This is a genomic window from Halomonas ramblicola, from assembly GCF_030409215.1.
GTDB lineage: Bacteria > Pseudomonadota > Gammaproteobacteria > Pseudomonadales > Halomonadaceae > Halomonas > Halomonas ramblicola.
In genome coordinates, this window is the sequence record NZ_JAUFPL010000027.1 from 50,472 (window position 1) to 69,547 (window position 19,076).

The 19,076-nt window shown below is 71.1% G+C and carries 19 protein-coding genes; 4 read left to right on the plus strand and 15 right to left on the minus strand.

Going from position 1 to position 19,076, the window contains the following annotated elements:
• The first annotated feature begins 59 nt into the window (after positions 1–59).
• Positions 60–767, plus strand: a complete 708-nt coding sequence (locus tag QWY80_RS10400; protein ID WP_290231110.1) for a PEP-CTERM/exosortase system-associated acyltransferase — start codon at positions 60–62, stop codon at positions 765–767.
• On the opposite strand, the gene QWY80_RS10405 is transcribed toward QWY80_RS10400, so the two are convergent.
• Together QWY80_RS10405 and QWY80_RS10410 are read right to left on the minus strand one after the other, a co-directional pair.
• A complete protein-coding gene (locus tag QWY80_RS10405; RefSeq protein ID WP_290231112.1) occupies positions 686–1,831 on the minus strand; it encodes a DUF3541 domain-containing protein in 1,146 nt (381 codons plus the stop codon). The genes QWY80_RS10400 and QWY80_RS10405 overlap by 82 nt on opposite strands.
• Entirely contained in the window at positions 1,828–2,580 is a 753-nt protein-coding gene (locus QWY80_RS10410; protein ID WP_290231114.1) for a trimeric intracellular cation channel family protein, read from the minus strand. Before QWY80_RS10410 ends, QWY80_RS10405 begins: the two co-directional genes overlap by 4 nt.
• Before the next feature lie 108 nt (positions 2,581–2,688).
• Between QWY80_RS10410 and QWY80_RS10415 the strand changes: the two genes are divergently transcribed.
• Together QWY80_RS10415 and QWY80_RS10420 are read left to right on the plus strand one after the other, a co-directional pair.
• On the plus strand, positions 2,689–3,174 hold the full coding sequence (locus QWY80_RS10415; protein WP_290231117.1) for a nodulation efficiency, NfeD-like protein: 486 nt from the start codon (positions 2,689–2,691) through the stop codon (positions 3,172–3,174).
• A 2-nt stretch (positions 3,175–3,176) separates the two neighbouring features.
• The gene (locus QWY80_RS10420; protein WP_290231118.1) at positions 3,177–4,226 is read left to right on the plus strand and encodes an SPFH domain-containing protein; all 1,050 of its coding nucleotides are present in this window, start codon (positions 3,177–3,179) and stop codon (positions 4,224–4,226) included.
• 136 nt (positions 4,227–4,362) lie between these two features.
• Here QWY80_RS10420 and astB read toward each other — a convergent pair whose 3' ends face one another.
• The 8 genes from astB to fabV form a co-directional block, all read right to left on the minus strand.
• Positions 4,363–5,724, minus strand: a complete 1,362-nt coding sequence (gene astB / locus QWY80_RS10425) for an N-succinylarginine dihydrolase (protein ID WP_290231121.1) — start codon at positions 5,722–5,724, stop codon at positions 4,363–4,365.
• Entirely contained in the window at positions 5,721–7,190 is a 1,470-nt protein-coding gene (astD, locus tag QWY80_RS10430) for a succinylglutamate-semialdehyde dehydrogenase (RefSeq protein ID WP_290231393.1), read from the minus strand. Before astD ends, astB begins: the two co-directional genes overlap by 4 nt.
• Positions 7,190–8,236, minus strand: coding sequence for an arginine N-succinyltransferase (gene astA, locus QWY80_RS10435; protein WP_290231123.1), 1,047 nt, complete (start codon positions 8,234–8,236; stop codon positions 7,190–7,192). The genes astD and astA overlap by 1 nt, the downstream gene beginning before the upstream one ends.
• A complete protein-coding gene (locus tag QWY80_RS10440) occupies positions 8,236–9,309 on the minus strand; it encodes an arginine N-succinyltransferase (RefSeq protein ID WP_290231125.1) in 1,074 nt (357 codons plus the stop codon). Before QWY80_RS10440 ends, astA begins: the two co-directional genes overlap by 1 nt.
• A 20-nt stretch (positions 9,310–9,329) precedes the next feature.
• Complete coding sequence (locus QWY80_RS10445; protein WP_290231127.1) at positions 9,330–10,544, minus strand: aspartate aminotransferase family protein; 1,215 nt, start codon at positions 10,542–10,544, stop codon at positions 9,330–9,332.
• Between the two features lie 174 nt (positions 10,545–10,718).
• The gene (locus QWY80_RS10450) at positions 10,719–11,678 is read right to left on the minus strand and encodes a GlxA family transcriptional regulator (protein WP_290231130.1); all 960 of its coding nucleotides are present in this window, start codon (positions 11,676–11,678) and stop codon (positions 10,719–10,721) included.
• Positions 11,679–11,741: 63 nt separating this feature from the next.
• Positions 11,742–11,951: a hypothetical protein gene (locus QWY80_RS10455; protein WP_290231132.1), complete on the minus strand. Its 210-nt coding sequence runs from the start codon at positions 11,949–11,951 to the stop codon at positions 11,742–11,744.
• A gap of 54 nt (positions 11,952–12,005) precedes the next feature.
• Entirely contained in the window at positions 12,006–13,217 is a 1,212-nt protein-coding gene (gene fabV / locus QWY80_RS10460; protein ID WP_290231134.1) for an enoyl-ACP reductase FabV, read from the minus strand.
• A gap of 212 nt (positions 13,218–13,429) precedes the next feature.
• On the opposite strand from fabV, the gene QWY80_RS10465 reads away from it, so the two are divergent.
• Entirely contained in the window at positions 13,430–13,819 is a 390-nt protein-coding gene (locus tag QWY80_RS10465) for a DUF7079 family protein (RefSeq protein ID WP_290231136.1), read from the plus strand.
• Between the two features lie 81 nt (positions 13,820–13,900).
• Here the strand turns inward: QWY80_RS10465 and QWY80_RS10470 are convergent, their stop codons facing one another.
• The 5 genes from QWY80_RS10470 to QWY80_RS10490 all read right to left on the minus strand — a co-directional run bounded on the left by QWY80_RS10470 (position 13,901) and on the right by QWY80_RS10490 (position 18,972).
• Positions 13,901–14,386 carry a glutathione peroxidase gene (locus tag QWY80_RS10470; protein ID WP_290231138.1) on the minus strand — a complete coding sequence of 162 codons (486 nt, stop codon included), beginning with the start codon at positions 14,384–14,386 and terminating at the stop codon, positions 13,901–13,903.
• A gap of 68 nt (positions 14,387–14,454) precedes the next feature.
• On the minus strand, positions 14,455–16,575 hold the full coding sequence (locus QWY80_RS10475) for a transglutaminase TgpA family protein (protein ID WP_290231140.1): 2,121 nt from the start codon (positions 16,573–16,575) through the stop codon (positions 14,455–14,457).
• A complete protein-coding gene (locus QWY80_RS10480) occupies positions 16,572–17,501 on the minus strand; it encodes a DUF58 domain-containing protein (protein ID WP_290231142.1) in 930 nt (309 codons plus the stop codon). The genes QWY80_RS10475 and QWY80_RS10480 overlap by 4 nt, the downstream gene beginning before the upstream one ends.
• Before the next feature lie 2 nt (positions 17,502–17,503).
• Positions 17,504–18,430, minus strand: a complete 927-nt coding sequence (locus QWY80_RS10485; protein ID WP_290231144.1) for an AAA family ATPase — start codon at positions 18,428–18,430, stop codon at positions 17,504–17,506.
• A complete protein-coding gene (locus tag QWY80_RS10490; RefSeq protein WP_290231146.1) occupies positions 18,427–18,972 on the minus strand; it encodes an NUDIX hydrolase in 546 nt (181 codons plus the stop codon). The genes QWY80_RS10485 and QWY80_RS10490 overlap by 4 nt, the downstream gene beginning before the upstream one ends.
• Positions 18,973–19,076: the final 104 nt, after the last annotated feature.

Below are 19,076 nucleotides of genomic sequence, written 5' to 3' on the forward strand. Positions count from 1 at the left end.
GGTATACAAGGCTGTTAGACGATTTCGGCTTCACCCTGGCCGACAGCGAGGCTCGACGCATGGAGATCTACCAGCTCCGACATCGGGTCTATTGTCAGGAAATCGGCTATACCCCACCGGGTGGTGCATCGATCGGCATCGAAGTGGACGCGCATGACCTCCATTCCATTCACTGCATGATCAAGCATCGGCGTACGGGTCTGGCCGCAGGCTGCTTCAGGCTGGTATTGCCGAAACGAGGGTCCCTGAATCCGACGCCCCGCCTGCCCTTGCAGGAGTATGGGGGGGGCAGCCTGACACATGAGACGCTGCACCCCGATCGGCTTCCATTACGGCAGATCTGTGAGATATCCCGACTCGCCACGGCAAGAACGTTCCGTCATCACCCGGTCCATCATGAGACGATCTCCGAGGATTATGTCACCGAGCTTTTCACCGAGGACGAGCGACACCTCTTCCCGCTTCTCACCGGAGCTCTCTTCCTTGCCACCCATGCCTTGGTCGAGCTCGCCGGACGACGTCATATCTTCGCCATGATGCAGCCCAAGCTGCCGCGGTTACTGGCCAGGTCGGGGTTCCACTTCCAGCAGATCGGCGAAGCCATCGAGCTCCATGGCAGGCGCAACGCCTACTACATCGACAACGAGCGAGCCGAGGCGGAAATGAGCGATTCCCTGCGCCCCTTCTATCGCAGCATCAAGCGAGAGCTATCGCCACAGCTTGCCGGCGCGCTTCCGAAACCCGCTCGCTCTCCGCTGACCCCATAATCGACCTGCCACCGAAAAGGCCCCTGATACAGCTCCCCCCGCCAGCCCAGCACCATGATGGCCAGGACGTTGCGGTGCTCGCCACTGTCCAGGTCGGTGCTGCCGCCCGGCGAGGGGATGATGCCGGCCCGCGGGTCCACCGCGGCCACCAGGGCATCGCGGACGCGCCCCACCAGCGGGTGGTCGTCGCGCCCGACGAGCAGGAAACTCAGGGCGACTTCGGCCTGGATGTCCTCGGTGGCCTCCACCATCAGGCGATCGGCGTCGCGTTCGAGGGCCTGCAGCACCCAGCCGTGGGCCTCGGCATCCACCTGCTGCTGGTAGTAGCGGCTGGCGGCAATCACGAAGTGGGTCAGGCCGTAGAGCCAATTGCGGTATTCGTCGGAGTCCAGGCCGGCCACCACCTCGGGGGGATAGCGGCGGCGGAAGGCGGCCTCGACCTCGCGACGCAGGTCCATCACCCCGAGCTGGTGCAGGAAGTGGACCTGGTTGGCGACCTGGGCGGCGTAGACGCCCAGCACCTCGGGGTCGGTCAGGAAGGGTTCCCAGTCCACCTCGCCCAGGTAGTCCAGGGCCCGCTCATGCCCGGGAAGGGTGTCCAGCATCCCGTGGTACTCCGCCTGGACCAGGCGGAACAACAGGCGACGGGCATAGGCGATCTCGCCCCACTCGGCCAGCATCTCGGCACGCGCCCGCTGCTTGGCGGTACGCCGGGGATAGTTCTCCACGCTCTCCCGACTGCGTCGCTCGACGACCCCGGGCGTGCCCAGTCCCGCGATATCCTCCTCGAGCCGGTCGGCCAGGCTCGCCATGTAGTCCCGGTTCGCCGGGAGATAGCGGGCCTCGCCGGTCAGCCGATAGAGACGCTGGGCATAGTGACGCCGCTTGCTCAATGGCAGGCTCGGCAGCGCCGCCTCGTAGATCGCCTGGATCTCGTCGGCCGCCTGACGATAATGCGTCTGGGGCGCCTCGTCGCGCGACGGCGCGGCACAGGCCGCCAGCAGGATCAGCAGGCACGCCAGCCACCCTCGGTACCAGACGCTGACCCGCCGTTGCGCTCTCATGGTCGCCTCCTGCGACGCGACTGCTCGGGTCGGATCATGCGCACCCGCACCTTGGGACGCGATGGCTCGCCCGACGGCATGGACGCCGGCTCTCCCTCACCGGCCGGGGCGGCCTCCCGGGGGACACGGGGAATCACCACCCAGGCGAAGGTGGGCAGCTCCAGGTGCCAGTGGATGGCCGCCAGGCGCAGGCCCAGGGTCACCAGCAACGCCAGGGGCACGCTGACGGCGTCGGGCACCGCCAGGGCGTCGAGCGCCACATAGGCGACGCCGCCGGCGATGGCGGCGGTGGCATAGACCTCCTGACGCAGCACCATGGGCACCCGGCGCGCCAGCACGTCGCGTACCATGCCGCCGGCCACGCCGGTGAGCAGCCCCATCAGCACCGCCACCACGCCGGGTGCCGCCAGCTGCAGCGCCTTGTGGGTGCCGATCACCGTGAACAGCGCCAGGCCGAAGGCGTCGGCCACCGGCAGGAAGCCGCGCGACAGCCGGTGGATGTAGTGGAAGCCGAGGATGGAGAGGCCCACGGTGCCCAGGATCACCCACAGGTAGGTGGGGTCGGTGACCCAGAACACCGGCCGCACGCCGAGCACCAGGTCGCGCAGGGTTCCGCCGCCGATGCCGGTCACCGCGGCCAGCACCAGCATGCCGAAGGGATCCATCCGCGAGCGGCAGGCGAGCACCACCCCCGACAGGGCGAAGACGATCACCCCCGCTATGTCCAACCAGTAGATCAGTGACGACATGCCTTGTCTCCCTGTCCTGTCTGACCGGCAGCATACCCCATCGCTGGAAAACCCTCGACGCGGCGGCGATGATGGTCGACAGTATTCCCCGCCGACTGTGGAGCCACCATGGATTGGAACCTCGCCTACCTCTGGTTGATCCTCGCCCTGCTGTTGAGCGCCGGCGAACTGGGCACCGGCGGCCTTGTGCTGCTGGCTCTGGGCATCGCCGCGGCCCTCACCGCCGGACTCGCCGCCCTGGGGCTCTCCCTGCCCTGGCAGCTGCTCGGCATGGGCATACTCTCGGGGCTGCTGGTACCGCTGGCGGTGATGGTGATCCGCCCGAGGTTCTCGCCCCGCGGCGTGGCCTACGGCACCACCGGCACCGGGGTGGAGAAGCATCGCACCTACACCACCCTCAAGCGCGACTTCGACGGGGCCACCGGCATCAAGATCAATGGCGACTTCTACCGCCTGCGGGTGGTGGAAACCGGCGCCACCGAGCTGCCGGCGGCTACCCTGGTGACCTTCGAGAGGTTCGATGGCACGACCGCCATCGTTTCAACCGCAACCGCCACAACCAACGACTCATCCCCCACACACAGGGAGCAGTGAACATGGACCTACCCATCAGCCCGGGCCTGATCCTCAGCCTGATCGTCGTCGTCATCGGCATCCTGATCATCGCCAAGGGGCTGGTGATCGTGCGCCAGTCCGAGGTCATGGTCATCGAGCGCCTGGGGTCGTTCCACCGGCTGCTCGAGAGCGGCATCAACATCATCATCCCCTTCCTCGAGCAGCCCCGCGCCATCACCATGATCCGTTACCGGAAGATGGGTGATGACTATCACGCCATCACCAGCGACGAGATCCGCATCGACCGCCGCGAGACGGTGATGGACTTCCCCGGCCAACCGGTGGTCACCACCGACAATGTCACGGTGACCATCAACGGCGCCCTCTACTACCAGATCATCGACCCCAAGCGGGCCGTCTACGAGGTGGAGAACATGAGCCAGGCGGTGGAGGTGCTGGCCAAGACCACCCTGCGTTCGGTGGTCGGCAAGATGGAGCTCGACAAGCTGTTCGAGTCCCGTGCCGAGGTCAATAACGAGATCCAGGCCGCCATGGAGGAGCCCGCCTCCAAGTGGGGGGTGAAGATCTCGCGGGTCGAGGTGCAGGACATCGCCATGCCCGAGGAGGTGGAGACCGCCATGCGCCTGCAGATGGCCGCCGAGCGCAAGCGCCGCGCCACCGTCACCGAGGCCGAGGGCGAGAAGGCCGCGGCCATCGCCAAGGCCCAAGGGCAGCGCGAATCGGCGATCCTCAATGCCCAGGGCGACAAGGAGTCCGCCATCCTGCGGGCCCAGGGCGAGCAGGAGTCGATCAAGCTGGTCCTCAATGCCATCGGCGACAGCGAGGAGAACAAGCGCACCGTGGTTGGCTACCTGCTGGGCCAGAGTTACATCAAGGTCCTGCCGACCATGGCCGAGGAAGGGGAGCGCGTGTTCGTGCCCTACGAATCCAGCGCCCTGCTCGGCTCCATGGGCATGTTCCGCGAGATGGCCGGTTCTCCGGAAGACGCCGTGGCCCAGCACCTGCGCAAAGGCCCCGCCCCGAGCGGCCTGCGCGACGGCGTGGTCGGAGGGGCCGCCAGCGGCGGCTGAGAGCCCCGGCCCCATCTCGTACCACCGGGCCGGGCCCCTTGCCCGGCCCACTGGCTCACCCTGGGCCAGCCCGAAGCGCTCCAGTTGCCATGGGGCCGTTGCCCATGGCCACGATTCCGACGAAGGAGCCGGGAACTCAACGCTCTCCCAGCTGGAAGGGATAGACGGCGCCGATGCCGAGCAGCCGGCTGAGTTCGTCCAGGGCGGTGAGCGTCTCCCGGGCCAACGCCGGGTCGGAGAGATCCTCGGGGGCCAGGCGGTCGCGATAGTGCCGCTCCACCCAGGCGGTGAGCTCGGCATAGAGGGACTCGTCGAGCAGCACCCGACCGGAGAGCGCGGCGCGCTCCTCGGCGGAGAGCACCACCCGCAGGCGCAGGCAGGCGGGGCCGCCGCCGTTGCGCATGCTCTGCTTGACGTCCTGCACCATCACCTCGGCGATGGGGTTGGCCCCCGCCAGCAGGTGGTCCTGGACCGTCCGCCACACGCTCTCGCGCTCCTGGCACTCGCCGGGCACCACCAGGGTCATGCTACCGTCGGGGTTGCTGAGCAGCTGGGAGTTGAAGAGATACGAGCCCACGGCGTCCTCGAGGCTCACCGCCTCGGCCGGGACCCGCACCGGGATCAGCGGCTCGGCCATCCGCTCGCGCAGGGCCGCGAGGGTGCCCGCCTCGTCGAGGAAGGCCTGCTCGTGGTAGAGCAGCACCGGGCCGTTGCCCACGCTGATGACATCGTTGTGGAAGACGCCGGCGTCGATGGCATCGGGGTGCTGCTGGGCGAACACCGCCTGATAGTCGGCCAGGCCATGCTGGCGGGCCACCGCCTGGCTCGCCTCCAGGGTCTGGCGGGCCGGGAAACGCCTGGGCGCCACGCCCGGCTCGCTGCCCCAGCCGAAGGCCTCGCGGCCATAGACGTAGAGGTGTACCCCGGGCTCGCCGTGGGCGGCGGCGAGCCGGGTGTGGTTGGCCGCCCCCTCGTCGGAGAAGGCCGGGGACGCCGGCAGCACCGGATGGTGGGCGAAGCGCGCCTCGTCGCGGAAGATCGCCGCCAGCACCCGGGCCGTGGTGGCCGGCTCCAGGAAGCGGTGGAAGCTCGACTGCAGGTTGGCCGGAGTGAAGTGCACCCGACCGTCCGGGGCGTCGAGGCTCGGTGTCACCGTGGCGGCGTTGGCGGTCCACATGCTCGAGGCGGAGCACACCGCACGCAGCAGCTGCGGCGCCTCACCGGCGGCCCGCGCCAGCACCCGCTCGTCGCTGCCGGTGAAGCCCAGCGCACGCAGCGCGCCCAGGTCGGGGCGCTGCTGGGGCGGCAGCACGCCCTGGGGATAGCCGGCGTCCATCAGCGCCTTCATCTTGGCCAGCCCCTGCAGGGCGGCCTCCCTGGGGTTGGCCACCAGGCCGCCATGGGTCATGGAGGCGACGTTGCCCAGTGCCAGGCCCGAGTAGTTGTGGGTCGGGCCCACCAGGCCGTCGAAGTTCACTTCCCGATGGTCGGTACTCACAGGCTCACCCCCGGCGGCAGCTGGTCGGGCAGATGGAGCTCCTCGCTCTCCATGGAGGCCACCGGATAGGCACAGTAGTCGGCCGCATAATAGGCACTGGGGCGGTGGTTGCCGCTCTCGCCGACGCCGCCGAAGGGAGCGTCGCCGGAGGCGCCGGTGGTCTGGCGGTTCCAGTTGACGATGCCGGCGCGGATGCGCACCAGGAAGTCGTCCCAGTCGGCACGCTCGCCGCCGATCAGCCCGGCGGAGAGCCCGTAGCGGGTATCGTTGGCCAGTTCGATCGCCTCGCCCCAGGTCCGGTAACGGTATACCTTGAGCAAGGGGCCGAAGTGCTCCTCGTCGGGCACGTCCAGGCCGGTGACGTCGATCAGCGCCGGCGACAGCAGGCTGGTGCCGGCCGCCAGGCGTGCCATCCGCGAGAGTACCGCGCCGCCCTGCGCCTCCAGCGCTTCCTGGGCCGCGAGCAGGCCGTCGGCTGCCGCCACGCTGACCAGGCCGCCGTAGAAGGGGGCGGGCTCCGCGAACTGGCCGGCCACCCGCAGCCGCGAGATGGCGTCCGCCAGGGCGTCGAGCAGGTGGTCGCCGACCTGGCCTTCCGGCACGATCAGCCGCCGTGCACAGGTACAACGCTGGCCACCGGAGAGGAAGGCCGACTGCAGGATGGTCAGCACGGTGGCCTCCTGGTCCGGCACGTCCTTCACCACCAGGGGGTTGTTGCCGCCCAGCTCCAGGGCCAGGATCTTGCCCGGCTGGCCGGCGAACTGGCGGTGCAGCAGGCCGCCGACCCGGGCGCTGCCGGTGAACAGCAGGCCGTCGATATCCTCGCTCTCGGCGAGCGCCTGGCCCACCCCGGCGGCCCCCTGCACCAGGTTGATCACGCCTGCGGGCAGCCCCGCCTCCTGCCAGCACTGCAGGATCAGGTCGGCGGTCAGCGGTGTCTGCTCGCTGGGCTTGAACACGACGGTATTACCGGCCAGCAGCGCCGGCACCATGTGGCCGTTGGGCAGGTGGCCGGGGAAGTTGTAGGGGCCGAACACCGCCATGACGCCGTGGGGACGATGGCGCAGCACCGCCCGGGCCTCGCCCAGGTCGCGCTCGCGCTCCCCGGTGCGCTCCTGGTAGGCGCGTAGCGAGATCGCCACCTTGCCGATCATGGCGCCCACCTCGGTGCGCGCCTCCCACAGCGGCTTGCCGGTCTCGCCGGCGATGGCCGTGGCCAGGTCCTCGCGGTGGGTCTCCAGCACGCCGCGGAAACGCTCCACCAGGGCCTGGCGCTCGGCGAAGGGCGTCCTGGCCCAGGCCGGGAAGGCCTCGCGGGCGGCGGATACCGCCGCCGCGACGTCGTCCGCCGTGGCCGCCTGTCCCTCCCAGAGCCGCTCGCCGGCGACGGGGTCGTACTTGGCGAAGGGCGCGCCTCTTCCCGCCTGCCGGTGGCCGCCGATCAACAGGGCCTGTGTCGCCTTCATCATTCCTCCTCCTCGGTATCCAGGATGCGCAAAACGGCGCCCTCCTCGACGCCGAGGCGCGCGGCCTCGGCGTCCCCCAGGCGCAGTACGCCGTCCGCGCCGGGGCCGCGCCCCACCCAGGCGGCGCGGAAACTGGCCATCTCGGTGGTGGCGGCCAGCCAGCGCGGCCGCTCGCTCGGCTCGGTCACCGTGGGGTCGATGGCCACCCGGCAGCGTCGCGACAGGCGGACGCCGCGCACGTCGTCGATGTAGGCCTCCACGGTGGGGCCGCCGTCGAAGATGTCGATGTAGCCTTCCCAGCGCAGGCCCTCCTTCTTGAGCATGGCCAGTGCCGGGCGGGTCTGCTCGTGGACCTGGCCGATGCAGGCCCGCGCCTCCGCCGAGAGGAAGGGCGTGTAGATGGGGAACTTGGGCATCAGCTCGCCGATGAAACTCTTCTGGCCCAGCCCGGTGAGCCGGTCCGCCTCGTCGAAGTCCAGGGGGAAGAAGTGGCTGCCCAGGCAGTGCCAGAAGGGGCTCCTGCCCTGCTCGTCGAAGACCCCGCGCATCTCCGCCAGCACCTTGTGGGGGAAGCGGTCGCGGAACTCCGCCATGAACAGCCAGCGCACCATGGAGAGCAGGGCGCCATTGCGCTGGTGGCGCCGATCGACACCGCGATACTCGGGGCGCAGGAACAGCGAGGCCACCTCGGCGTCGCCGGTGTGGTCCGAGCACAGGAAGAGGGTATCGATGGTGCGGTGCAGGTCGAGCTGCACCGAGGAGTGGGCGAGCGTCCCCAGGCGATAGTGGTAGAAGGGCACCTCGCGGCCCACCTGCCCCTCGATGGCGCAGCAGCCGGCCAGGCGGCCGCTGGCGTCGTCTTCCAGCACGAAGAAGTAGTTGCGGTGCTCCTCGGGGGTGCACTCCCGGAAGGCCGCCTCCGTGGCGGCGATCTTGGCCGCCAGGAAATCGCGGTTGTCGGGCAGCGAGGTGAAGCCCACCCCGGTCTCGCGGGCCAGGGCCTGCAGCTCGTCCAGGTCGCCCTCGGCGATCGATCGGATACGCATCACAGCTCCCCCTCGTCGTAGCCCGGGTCGTGCTCGTCGCCGCCCGGCAGCGCCAGGGGCGCCGCCAGCACCGCCCGTCCCTCCTCCACGCCGAGCCGCTCGGCATGCTCCGGCGACAGCATCAGCTGGCCGGTGGGCGACAGCGCGTAGCGCGCCACCACGCAGCGGAAGTCGGCCAGGCGCTGGTTGGCGATCATGGCCGGCTCGGCATCCGGCAGGGCGTGTTCGGGGCGCACGCGTACCGGGTGCCAGGCAGCACGCCGGAAGGTCTGCAGGTGCTCGCGCTCGGCCTTGATCACCGGGCCGGCGTCGAAGATGTCGACGTGACGCGAGCGCTGGAAGCCCTCGGCCAGCATCTCCGCCAGGGCCGGCTCGTGGTCCGGGTGCTCGCGGCCGATGGCGGCACGGGCCTGGGGAGTGAGCAGCGGCAGGTAGAGCGGGAACTGCGGCATCACCTCGGCGATGAAGCTCTTCGAGCGCACCCCGGCCAGGTAGTTGATCTCCTGGTAGTCGCGGACGAAGAAGTGGTACCCCACGCTGTTCCAGAACGGCGACTCGCCGCCCTCGTCCAGGTAGCCGGGGAAGGCCATGGCCAGCACGCCGGCGAAGCGCTCGGGGTACTGGGCGATCAACATCAGCCGGGCACGACGCAGCAGGCTCTCGGCGCTGGTGCCGCGGTAGCGCGGATCCAGCGAGTAGGCGCACAGCAGGCTGGCCTCGGAGACCTCGTGGGAGAGCGACAGCGTCTGCACCTCGCGACGCACGTTGAGCTGCTGGGAGGCGTGGATCAGCGTCTCCTGGCGGTAGGTGTAGTAGGCGTCCACGGCGCCGGCCTGGGCGCGCACCGTGGCGGTACCCACCACCTCGCCGCGCGCCAGGTCCTCGAGCACGAAGGCGTAGTGCTCGTCGCCGGGGAACTCCACCGCGGCGGCGAAGGCCCGGCGCGAGCGGGTGATGCGCTCCTCCAGGCGGTCACGGTGGGCCGGCAGGTTGGTCAGCCGCGGCACGGCGCCTCCCGCCAGCCGCTCCAGGGCCGGCAGGTCGGCCGGCGCGACGGGGCGTACCACCAGCATGGCAGGATCTCCCGAACCGCTCACTGGCCGGCGACCAGCCGTGCCACGGCACGCTCGAGGCGCGCCATGCCCTCGGCGATGTCGGCCTCGGGGATCACCAGCGAGGGCGCCATGCGCAGCACGTTGGGCCCGGCAATCAATGCCATCAGTCCCTCCTCGATGGCCAGCGGCAGGATGTCCTTGGCACGGTCGCGCCAGGCCTCGCTCATCTCCGCGCCGATCAGCAGGCCCATGCCGCGGACCTCCCTGAACACCCCGTGCCGGGCGTTGATCTCCCCCAGGTGCTCGCGGAACAGCGCATGGCGACGGGCGATGCCCTCGAGCACCTCGGGGGTGTCGATGTACTCCACCGCCGCCAGGGCCACCGCCGAGGCCAGCGGGTTGCCGCCGTAGGTGGAGCCGTGGGTGCCGAAGGAGAAGGCCTGGGCGATGCGGTCGGTGGTCAGCATGGCGCCCACCGGGAAGCCGCCGCCCAACGCCTTGGCACTGGTCAGGATGTCCGGCGTCACGCCCAATTGCTGGTAGGCAAACAGCGAGCCGCTGCGCCCCACCCCGGTCTGCACCTCGTCGAACACCAGCAGGGCATCGTGGGCGTCGCACAACTCGCGCAGGCCCTCGAGGAAGCCGGGCGCGGCGGGCAGCACGCCGCCCTCGCCCTGCATCGGCTCGACCACCACGGCGCAGGTGTCGTCGTCGATCAGCTCGCGGACGCTGTCGAGGTCGTTGTAGGTGCCGTGGACGATGCCGCCGGGCACGGGGCCGAAGCCCTGGGCGTACTTGGGCTGGCCGCCCACGCTGACGGTGAACAGGGTGCGGCCGTGGAAGGCCTGGGAGAAGGAGACGATGCGATGCTTGTGGCTGCCGAAGTTGTCATGGGCCCAGCGCCGCGCCAGCTTGAAGGCCGCCTCGTTGGCCTCGCCGCCGGAGGAGCACAGGAACACCTTGTCGGCGAAGGTGCGCTCCACCAGGCTGCGGGCCAGCTTCAGAGCCGGCTCGTTGGTGTAGACGTTGGAGAGGTGCCAGAGCCGGTTGGCCTGGTCGGTCAGCGCCTCGACCAGCACCGGGTGGCAGTGCCCCAGGCCGTTGACGGCGATGCCGCCGGCGAAGTCGATGTACTCCCGGCCTTCCTGGTCCCACAGCCGGCTGCCCTCGCCACGCACCGGGATCACCTGCTGCGGGGCGTAGTTGGGCACCATGTAGCGGTCGAAGTCGGCGCGGGTCGGGGTCTGGCTCATGACGTCCTCCTGTGAAGTCGATGGGGTGCGTCGGCGACGCATCAGGCCTCGAGTATAGGGAGCGCCGAAAGAGAAAGCTTTCACCGATGGGACGGCGACTTGTGAAAAAGGCCGCCTGCGGATTCCCCGGCGGGGTCGACCGCGACACCCTCAACGGCCCGACAGGGCCCGCGCTCAGCCCAGGCGCTCCTCGCGGGGGCTGAGGCCGAAGTGGTTGCGGTAGGCGGTGGAGAAGTGGGCCGCCGAGGAGAAGCCGGTGAGCAGGGCGATCTCGCCGGCCGGCCGGTCGCTCTCGCGCAGCAGGCGGCGGGCGCGCCGCAGGCGCAGGTCGAGGTAGTAGCGGCTGGGCACCGCCTGGAGGTGCTTCTTGAACAGCCGCTCCAGCTGGCGTCGGGAGATGCCCAGGTGCGCGGCCAGTTCGTGGGTGGTCAGCGGTTCCTCGATGTTGGCCTCCATCAGTGCCACGGCATCGGTCAGGCTCTGCGGCGCCTTGCCCAGCGGCGAGGCCGGCCGGGGCTCGTCGCCCATGCGCACCCGCTCCCGCACGAAGTGCGCCGAGACCCGCTCGGCCAGCGCACTGCCGTGCTGGCTGGCGATCAACGTCATCATCATGTCCATCGCCGCCGTGCCGCCGCCACAGGTCAGGCGGCCGCGGTCGATCTCGAACAGCTGGCGGGAGAGACGAATATCCGGGTGGGCCCTGGCCACCGCCTCGAAGCGCGACCAGGGCACCGTGGCCCGGTAGCCGTCCAGCAGCCCCGCCCGGGCCAGCAGCTCGGCGCCGCCACCGACGCCGGCCAGCACCCGGCCCCGGGCCGCCAGCCGCCGCAGCCAGGCCGACAGCGCCGGGTCGATGCTCTCGGCCGCCGGCGCACAGAGCAGCAGGACGTCCGGGGCGGCGGCGTCCTCGGCGATGTACCCCTGGGGGAGCAGTACCTGATGGGACCCGCTGGTCACCGCCCGGTCATCGAGGCCCAGGGTGGTCAGCGAGTAGAGGGACGTGCCCGCCAACTGGTTGGCCACCGCCAGCGGCTCGGTGGCGCAGGCCTCGGCGAGCAGCGAGAAGCCCGGCAGCACCACCACCCCGACGCGGCGCAGTGACGGAGCGGTCGGGGGTGCGAGGGTGTCGGACATGCAGGGCTCTCACGGCGGGAGGGCCCTCCATTGTAGCCAAAGCGGCCCCCGGCGGCAGCCGGGTCAGTCGACGATGCCGATCACCAGCAGGCCGACGACGATGACCACCACCAGCACGATGATGGCGGGCAGCACCCAGGGCAGCCCCTGGGACGGCTCCCGGGCCTCGGGCTGGTCCTCGTCCGGCTCGGGGTGCTCGAAGTCCTCCGGCTCCTTCACTTCCTTGAGGTGCTGCAGTTCCTCCTCGGGGGTGTGGCTCTCCCTGGTATCCATCTCATCCTCCGGGTCTGCGGTTCGGGATGCGCAGGACGCCGGACGGACGGCGCCCTACAGGTTCTCGACATCGAATTCCGCCACGGGATCCACGTCGGCATCGTAGTCGACGTCGTCACGCTCGAAGCCGAACAGCTTCAGGAACTCGTGCTTGTATCCAGCATAGTCGGTGATCTCGAAGAGGTTGTCGGTGGTCACCCGCGGCCAGAGCTCCTTGCAGGCCCGCTGGACGTCGTCGCGCAGTTCCCAGTCGTCGAGGCGCAGGCGGCCGGCGTCGTCGGTGGTCATCTCGCCCCGCTGACCCTGGGGGGAATAGAGCCGTTCGCCGAACAGCCGGTTGAGCTGGTCGATGGTGCCCTCGTGCAGGCCCTGCTCCTTCATGACCTTGTAGACCATGGCGATGTAGAGGGGCATCACCGGAATGGCGGCACTGGCCTGGGTCACCACCGACTTGAGCACCGCCACGTTGGCGCCGCCGCCGCTGGCCGAGAGGCGCGCATCGATCTCGCCGGCGGCGCGGTCCAGGTCCTCCTTGGCCTTGCCCAGGGCGCCGTGCCAGTAGATCGGCCAGGTGATCTCGGTGCCGATGTAGCTGAAGGCCACGCTGCGCGCGCCGGGAGCGAGCACGCCGGCGCGGTCCAGGGCGTCGATCCACAGCTCCCAGTCCTCGCCGCCCATCACCGCCTTGGTATCCTCGATCTCCTGCTCGGTGGCCGGCTCGACCTCGGCCTCGATGATGGCGTCCTTGTTGGTGTCGATGGCGGTGGCGCGATAGGCCTCGCCGATGGGCTTGAGGCTGGAGCGCTTGAGCTCGCCGCTGTCCGGCAGCCTGCGCACCGGCGAGGCCAGCGAATAGACCACCAGGTCGACCTGGCCGAGGTCCTGCTTGATCAACTCGATGGCCTTGTCGCGGGCCTCGTGGGAGAAGGCGTCGCCGTTGATGGCCTTGCTGTAGAGACCCTCCGCCTTGGCGAATCTGTCGAAGGCGGCGGCGTTGTACCAGCCGGCGGTGCCCGGCTTCTTCTCGGTGCCGGGCTTCTCGAAGAACACCCCCAGGGTATCGGCGCCGTAGCCGAAGGCGGCGGTGATACGCGCCGCCAGGCCGTAACCGCTGGAGGCCCCGATCACCAGCACCTTCTTCGGCCCCTTGGCCTTGTCGAAGCTACGCTTGCGGGTCGCCTCGATCTGCTCGAGCACGTTCTTCTCGCAGCCGACCGGGTGGGTGGTGGTGCAGATGAAACCGCGTACCTTGGGCTTGATGATCACGTCAGACCTCGCTGTTCGTCGTTCGGGCAGGCCATACCGGCCCCTGTCATGGAGTGATGATGGCCCCTATTCTAGCGACCGCACCCGGCGCTGTCCGCCCTTGAGCCCAAGGCGATCACCGCGGGGCATGACACGGGGCGCCGCCCCCTTGAGCCCGGCAGGCGCCTGGGGCAGGATGCCCTTCCCGGATGCTTGCCCCGAGGAGGCCACCCATGGATGCACAGACCCTGGTCGACGAGCGCGGCGAACTGTGGCTGGCCCTGGCCCCGCTATGGCTGGAGCACGAGCCCGGCGAGCGCGACTATGCGCGCATGATCGAGGTGATCGAACGCCACGACCTGACGGTGACCGAGCTGGAGTGGGTCTTCCGCCTGGAACTGGCGCCGGTGCTGGCGCGCCACCAGATGTCGGTGGTGGGGGAGTGGCGGCGCTTCGACGAGCACAAGCTGATGCAGCAACTGGTGGCCCACAACCTGCGGCTCAAGGGCTGGCGGCGCCGGAGCTGGGCACTGTTCTCGGGGCTGACCACCATGATGACCCGGCACCGCTGGAACGAACTGATCGCCCGGTTGATGGTGGAACGCGGCGAGATGCCCCCCTGATGCGACTCCATATTTTTCTCGACGTTGGCGGCATGTTCGTTGAAGAAAGGTGCCGAAGCTGCCCCTATGGGGCCTCCCGCATCAGGCCTCGTCCAGGGCCCGCTCCAGGGCCGCGCGCAGCTCCGCCTCGCCGTCGCGGGGAGCGAAGCGGCGGATCACCCGGCCGTCGCGGCCCACCAGGAACTTGGTGAAGTTCCACTTGATCGCCTGGGTGCCGAGCACCCCGGGGGCGGCCTGCTTGAGTTCCGCGAACACCGGGTGGGCGCCGGGGCCATTGACCTTGACCTTCTCCATCAGCGGGAAGCTGACCTGGTACTGCCGCGCGCTCAGGGCGCAGAACTCCTGGGCCGACTCTGGCGACTGCCGGGCGAACTGGTTGCAGGGGAAGCCGATCACCATGAAGCCACGGTCGCGGTAGCGGCGGTAGAGGCGTTCGAGGTCACGCAGTTGGGGGGTGAAGCCGCAGCGGCTGGCGACATTGACCACGAGCAGGACCTGCCCGCGCAGGGCCCCGAGGTTGAAGGGTTCGCCTTGGGCGGTGCGGCACTGGTGGTCGTGAATGGACATGATGAACGTCTTCCAGCCGTAGACGAACACGATGCCATGCCCGGCCCGCCGACGCCAGCCTTGCGCGCTCAGCGCCGCGGCAACCGCCCCAGCCGGCGGCGCACCTCCACCACGCGGCGTCCCAGCTGGCGCCGCCGCGCCTGGCGCTCGTCCTCCCGCAGGGGCGCATAGTGCAACCGCTCCAGCTGGTGGGCGCAGTCGCGCAGGGCGGGCCCCGCCGAACCGGCCGCCGCGGCGACGCGTCGCAGGTGGCCCGCCGGCGACTCCCCGGCCCGCGCCCCCAGGCCACGACGCTCCAGCCAGGCCTGCAGGCGGCGGATGCGCAACGCCTCGTCGCGCCCCTCGTGCCGCCGCCGCCACCCCAGGCGCAGCAGCGCCGCCAGGCCGGCGGCTGCGCCCCCGATCGACAGCAGCCCCAAGGCCCCGGCCACCGGGCCGTGGCCGGGGACCAGCCCCACCAGCCACTCCCAGAGCGCATGCAGCCGCCGGGCGACCTGCGCCATCAGGTCGTCGCGCGCCTGGCGCTGGTAGCCCACCACGCCGCGCTGCCAGCGGTATTCGAGCCGTTCCCAGTCCAGGCGCAGGTGGTTGACCCAACCCACCTCGCGCAGACGCAGCGGCGAGAACGGCGCATCGGCCAGGAAGGCCTCGGCGCCTTCGCTCACCGCCTGGGCGCCCCGCTCGATGCGCTCCGGGGCGATGACGGCGGTGGGGTCGAGGCGCTGCCAGGCACCGTCCAGCCACACCTCGACCCAGGCGTGGGCGTCATAGTCACGCACGGTGAAGTAGCCGTCCGGATGGCGCTCGCCGCCCAGGAAGCCGGCGACGATGCGTGCCGGCACCCCCGCGGCACGGGCCATCACCGCCATGGCCGAGGCGTAGTGGGTACAGTAGCCGGCACGGCTCTCGAACAGGAACTCGTCGACGCGGTCGCCGGAGGTGAGCCGCGGCGGCGCCAGGGTGTAGCGGAACGGCGCCTCGCCGAAACGCGCCATCGCGTCCGCCAGGAAGGCGCGCGGCTCGCCGCCGGCCTCCCGCCACAGCCGCTCGACCAGTGCCCGGGTGCGCGGGTTGCCCTCGGCAGGCAGCAGGGTGTGCCAGCCGGGGCCCGCCGGGTCGGGATGGGCCGGGGCCAGGCCGCTGCTCTCCAGGCGCAACAGGCTGCGCGAGGCGAGCGGCGCGAGCCCCTCCACGGTGCCGTCGGCGAGCCAGCGCAGGCGCTCGTCGCTGGCCAGCGGCTCCCCCAGCGCCGGTCGCCAGGGCCGGTTGTCCGGCTCCAGCAGCAGTTCGGCCGAGAAGCGCGCCTTTCCAGCGCCCCGCCACGGCGAACGACCGCCCTCGCCGACGAAGTTGCCCACCGGGCGGCCCAGGGTCGCGGCGAGGCGCTCCGGCTCGGCGCGGCGCCAACGCTCGCCGTCGAAGTGCGACAGGGTGTAGACCCGCCAGTAGCGCTCGGAGGGGGCCGGTTCGTCGCCCTCGAAGCGCACCCGGAAGGCGCGCCGGTCGCTGCGCGACAGCCGGGCGATATCGCCAGGGGCGATCTCGTCGGTCAGGCCGGTGGCGGCCCGCTGCGCCTGGGGCAGGTTCCACAGCGGCCCGAGCCGCGGGAAGGCCAGGAACAGCAGCACCATCAGCGGTGCCGACAGGCCCAGCAGCCAGGCGGTCTCGCGCCACGCCTGACGCGGCCGGCGGGCGCCGGCCAGCCACACCAGCGACTGCACCAGCCAGGCCACCGCCGCCAGGGCCCCGACGGCCATGGGAATGCCCTGGTCGTGAAGGAAGGCCGCGGTGGTGGTGACCATGCCGATCAGCACCACCACCCGGGCGTCGCGGCGGGTATGGGTCTCGAGCAGCTTGAGCAGGTAGACGCCCAGCAGCAGGCCGATCAGCCCCTCCATGTTGCCCAGGCTGCCGTACTGCAGCCACAGTGCGGCGACCAGCAGGCCCACGCCGGCCAGGCGCAGCACCACCCCGGCGCGGGGCAGGCGACGGCGCAGCTGCAGGTAGCGATAGCCCGCCACCAGGGCGGCGACGGCCGCCAGCCAGGCCGGCATCCAGGCCAGGTGCAGCGCCAGCACCAGGCACTGGCCGATGAACAGGCGCCGCAGCATGACGCCGCTCAGCGCCCGGCCGTCGGCCAGCACCGCCGGCGCGGCGGAGCGGCTGGCGAGGGCCGCCGCGCGCCTCATGGGGCCTCCCGGCGGGCGGTGGCCGCGGGGTCGAAGCGCGCCAGGGCCTCCAGGGCCTCGCGGCGCTGGCGCGAGCCTTCGCCCTGGGGCAGGGTCACTCCGGGCAGGCGCAGGCCGTAGCGGTCGCCGGCCAGGTGGTGGGCCAGCACCCGGGCACAGAGGATCGACAGGCGCCGCTCCGGGTCGCCGCGACAGGCGTCGTAGTCGAGCCACAGCTGCTGGCGGGGCGGCACGCTGAACGCCTTGGCGGCCAGCTCGCCGGTACGGCTCCACTGCTTCCAGGCGAGTCGCGCCGGGCTGTCGCCGGGCTCGGCGCGGCGTAGGCCAGCGAAGTCGCTGGCCTCGAGCCCGGCCCCGGCGTGGCGATGGCGGGGCGCGTCGTCGTCCAGGGGGCGCGGGTAGACCAGCAGCGACTCCCGGCTTTCCAGCCAGGCCAGCGCCCGCACCAGACCCAGCGGCCAGGAGGATTCCAGGCGCAGCAGCGGCAACCGCTGCACGCCGCGTCGCGGGGCCGGCAGCGCCAGGCTCGCCTCCCCCTGGCCCTCGGGCAGGTCCAGGCGCGCCGCGGCCCCCTCGACATGCACCTCGAGGCCACTACGCGGCCGCCCGCCGGAGAACACCACGCCGAGGCGCGCCTCGCCGCCGGCGAACACCTCGGGGGGCAGGCGCAGGGTCGCGATGACGCCGAGCAGGTTGCGCCAGGTGCGCAGCAGGGCAATCACCGCCAGGGCGAACAGCCAGAAGGCCAGCCCGTAGGCCAGGCTGTTCTGGTAGTTGATGCCGAACAGCAGCAGCACCAGCACCAGCACCGCCCAGACCAGGCCGAAGCGGGTCGGCAGCAGGAACAACCGGCGCTGGGGCAGCGGCGTACCCGGGGCGATGGCCATCCGCCGCCACCAGCGCCACCACCACTCCCACCACGTCATGCTCAGCCCATCACCGGCACGCGGGCCAGCAGGTGGCGGGCCAGGGCCTCGCCCTCCTCGCGCCGGCCGCTGCTCAGGCGATGGCCAGCCACCGGCACCCACACCGCCTGGACGTCCTCGGGCAGCACGTGGTCGCGCCCCTCGAGCAGCGCCCAGCCGCGGGCCGCCTGCAACAGCGCCAGCACGCCGCGGGTGGAGAGCCCCCAGGCCAGCTCGGGGTGCTCGCGGCTGGCCGCGGCCAGCGCCTGCACATAGTCGAGCAGCGCATCGGCCACGTGGATGTCGGCCAGCCGGGCCTGCCAGTGCCGCAGGCGTTCGGCGTCCAGCAGCACCGGCATCGCGGCCAGTCGCTGTCGCCCGGCGCGGCCGCGCAGGATCTCGCGCTCGGCACGGGGATCGGGGTAGCCCAGCGACAGGCGCATCAGGAAGCGGTCGAGCTGGGACTCCGGCAAGGCGAAGGTGCCGGCCTGCTCCTGGGGGTTCTGGGTGGCGATGACGAAGAAGGGGTCGGGCAGCGGGCGGGTCTCGCCCTCCACGGTCACCCTGCCCTCCTCCATGGCCTCCAGCAGCGCGCTCTGGGTCTTGGGGGTGGCGCGATTGATCTCGTCGGCCAGCACCACGCCGTGGAAGATCGGCCCGGGATGGAAGCTGAAGCGCGCCTCGCGGGGGTCGAATACCGAGACCCCCAGCACGTCGGCGGGCAGCAGGTCGCTGGTGAACTGCAGGCGCTGCATGTCGAGCCCGGTGACCCGAGCCAGGGACTGGGCCAGGGTGGTCTTGCCCAGCCCCGGCAGGTCCTCGATCAGCAGGTGGCCCCGGCACAGCAGGCAACACAGCGACAGGCGCAGCTCGCGGGACTTGCCCAGCACCACCCCCTCCAGGGCCGCCGCCACCGTCTCGAGATCCCCGAGCCGCGCCGGGCGGTTCATGGCGCGGCCTCCAGCAGGCCGGCATCACGCAGCGCCTCCACCGCCTGGCGGGTGTCCGGGGTCACCCCCTCCAGGGCCAGCGCCTCGGCGGGCGGCACCCAGAAGGCCTCGGCCACCTCCTCGGCCTGCAGTTCCAGGGGCCCGTCGTGGTCGACCAGGAACAGGCTGCCGAAGATGTGGTGGCCGTCCTGGGCGTGCACGAAGCCGCCGGCGGGCGTCAGCGGCACGCCGCGAATGCCCAGCTCCTCCGCGAGCTCGCGCCGCGCCGCCAGGTGCACCGCCTCTCCGGCCCCCACCACGCCGCCGGCGGCCAGGTCCAGGCCGCCGGGGAAGACCTCCTTGGTGAGGGTGCGGCGCTGCACGCAGAGCTCGCCCCGGGCGTTGCGCACCACCACATAGGTGGCACGATGCCACAGGCGGAAGCGGCGCATGGTGGCCCGCCAGGCGCTGCCGCAGGGCCGGTTACGGTCATCCACCAGTTGGATGCGCTCGCGGGCGATGTGCGGGACGGGCGGCACCGCATCGCGTAGAGGCTCGGTCATGGGCATCTCCCCGGGAAATGCCTTCAGCCTAACCAGTCGCCGCCGCCGCGTCACGTTGACCGCCGGCGAACCGCCCACCATGCTCAGGGGATGACGCCATCCGC

Coding starts and splice junctions, on each gene's coding strand:
- QWY80_RS10490 (WP_290231146.1), bottom strand. CDS start 18,972: ATGACCGAGCCTCTACGCGATGCGGTGCCGCCCGTCCCGCACATCGCC.
- QWY80_RS10405 (WP_290231112.1), bottom strand. CDS start 1,831: ATGAGAGCGCAACGGCGGGTCAGCGTCTGGTACCGAGGGTGGCTGGCG.
- QWY80_RS10420 (WP_290231118.1), top strand. CDS start 3,177: ATGGACCTACCCATCAGCCCGGGCCTGATCCTCAGCCTGATCGTCGTC.
- QWY80_RS10475 (WP_290231140.1), bottom strand. CDS start 16,575: ATGAGGCGCGCGGCGGCCCTCGCCAGCCGCTCCGCCGCGCCGGCGGTG.
- QWY80_RS10445 (WP_290231127.1), bottom strand. CDS start 10,544: ATGAGCCAGACCCCGACCCGCGCCGACTTCGACCGCTACATGGTGCCC.
- QWY80_RS10400 (WP_290231110.1), top strand. CDS start 60: ATGGAGATCTACCAGCTCCGACATCGGGTCTATTGTCAGGAAATCGGC.
- astA (WP_290231123.1), bottom strand. CDS start 8,236: ATGCGTATCCGATCGATCGCCGAGGGCGACCTGGACGAGCTGCAGGCC.
- QWY80_RS10455 (WP_290231132.1), bottom strand. CDS start 11,951: ATGGATACCAGGGAGAGCCACACCCCCGAGGAGGAACTGCAGCACCTC.
- QWY80_RS10440 (WP_290231125.1), bottom strand. CDS start 9,309: ATGCTGGTGGTACGCCCCGTCGCGCCGGCCGACCTGCCGGCCCTGGAG.
- QWY80_RS10465 (WP_290231136.1), top strand. CDS start 13,430: ATGGATGCACAGACCCTGGTCGACGAGCGCGGCGAACTGTGGCTGGCC.
- astD (WP_290231393.1), bottom strand. CDS start 7,190: ATGAAGGCGACACAGGCCCTGTTGATCGGCGGCCACCGGCAGGCGGGA.
- QWY80_RS10480 (WP_290231142.1), bottom strand. CDS start 17,501: ATGACGTGGTGGGAGTGGTGGTGGCGCTGGTGGCGGCGGATGGCCATC.
- QWY80_RS10450 (WP_290231130.1), bottom strand. CDS start 11,678: ATGTCCGACACCCTCGCACCCCCGACCGCTCCGTCACTGCGCCGCGTC.
- QWY80_RS10485 (WP_290231144.1), bottom strand. CDS start 18,430: ATGAACCGCCCGGCGCGGCTCGGGGATCTCGAGACGGTGGCGGCGGCC.
- QWY80_RS10415 (WP_290231117.1), top strand. CDS start 2,689: ATGGATTGGAACCTCGCCTACCTCTGGTTGATCCTCGCCCTGCTGTTG.
- QWY80_RS10470 (WP_290231138.1), bottom strand. CDS start 14,386: ATGTCCATTCACGACCACCAGTGCCGCACCGCCCAAGGCGAACCCTTC.
- QWY80_RS10410 (WP_290231114.1), bottom strand. CDS start 2,580: ATGTCGTCACTGATCTACTGGTTGGACATAGCGGGGGTGATCGTCTTC.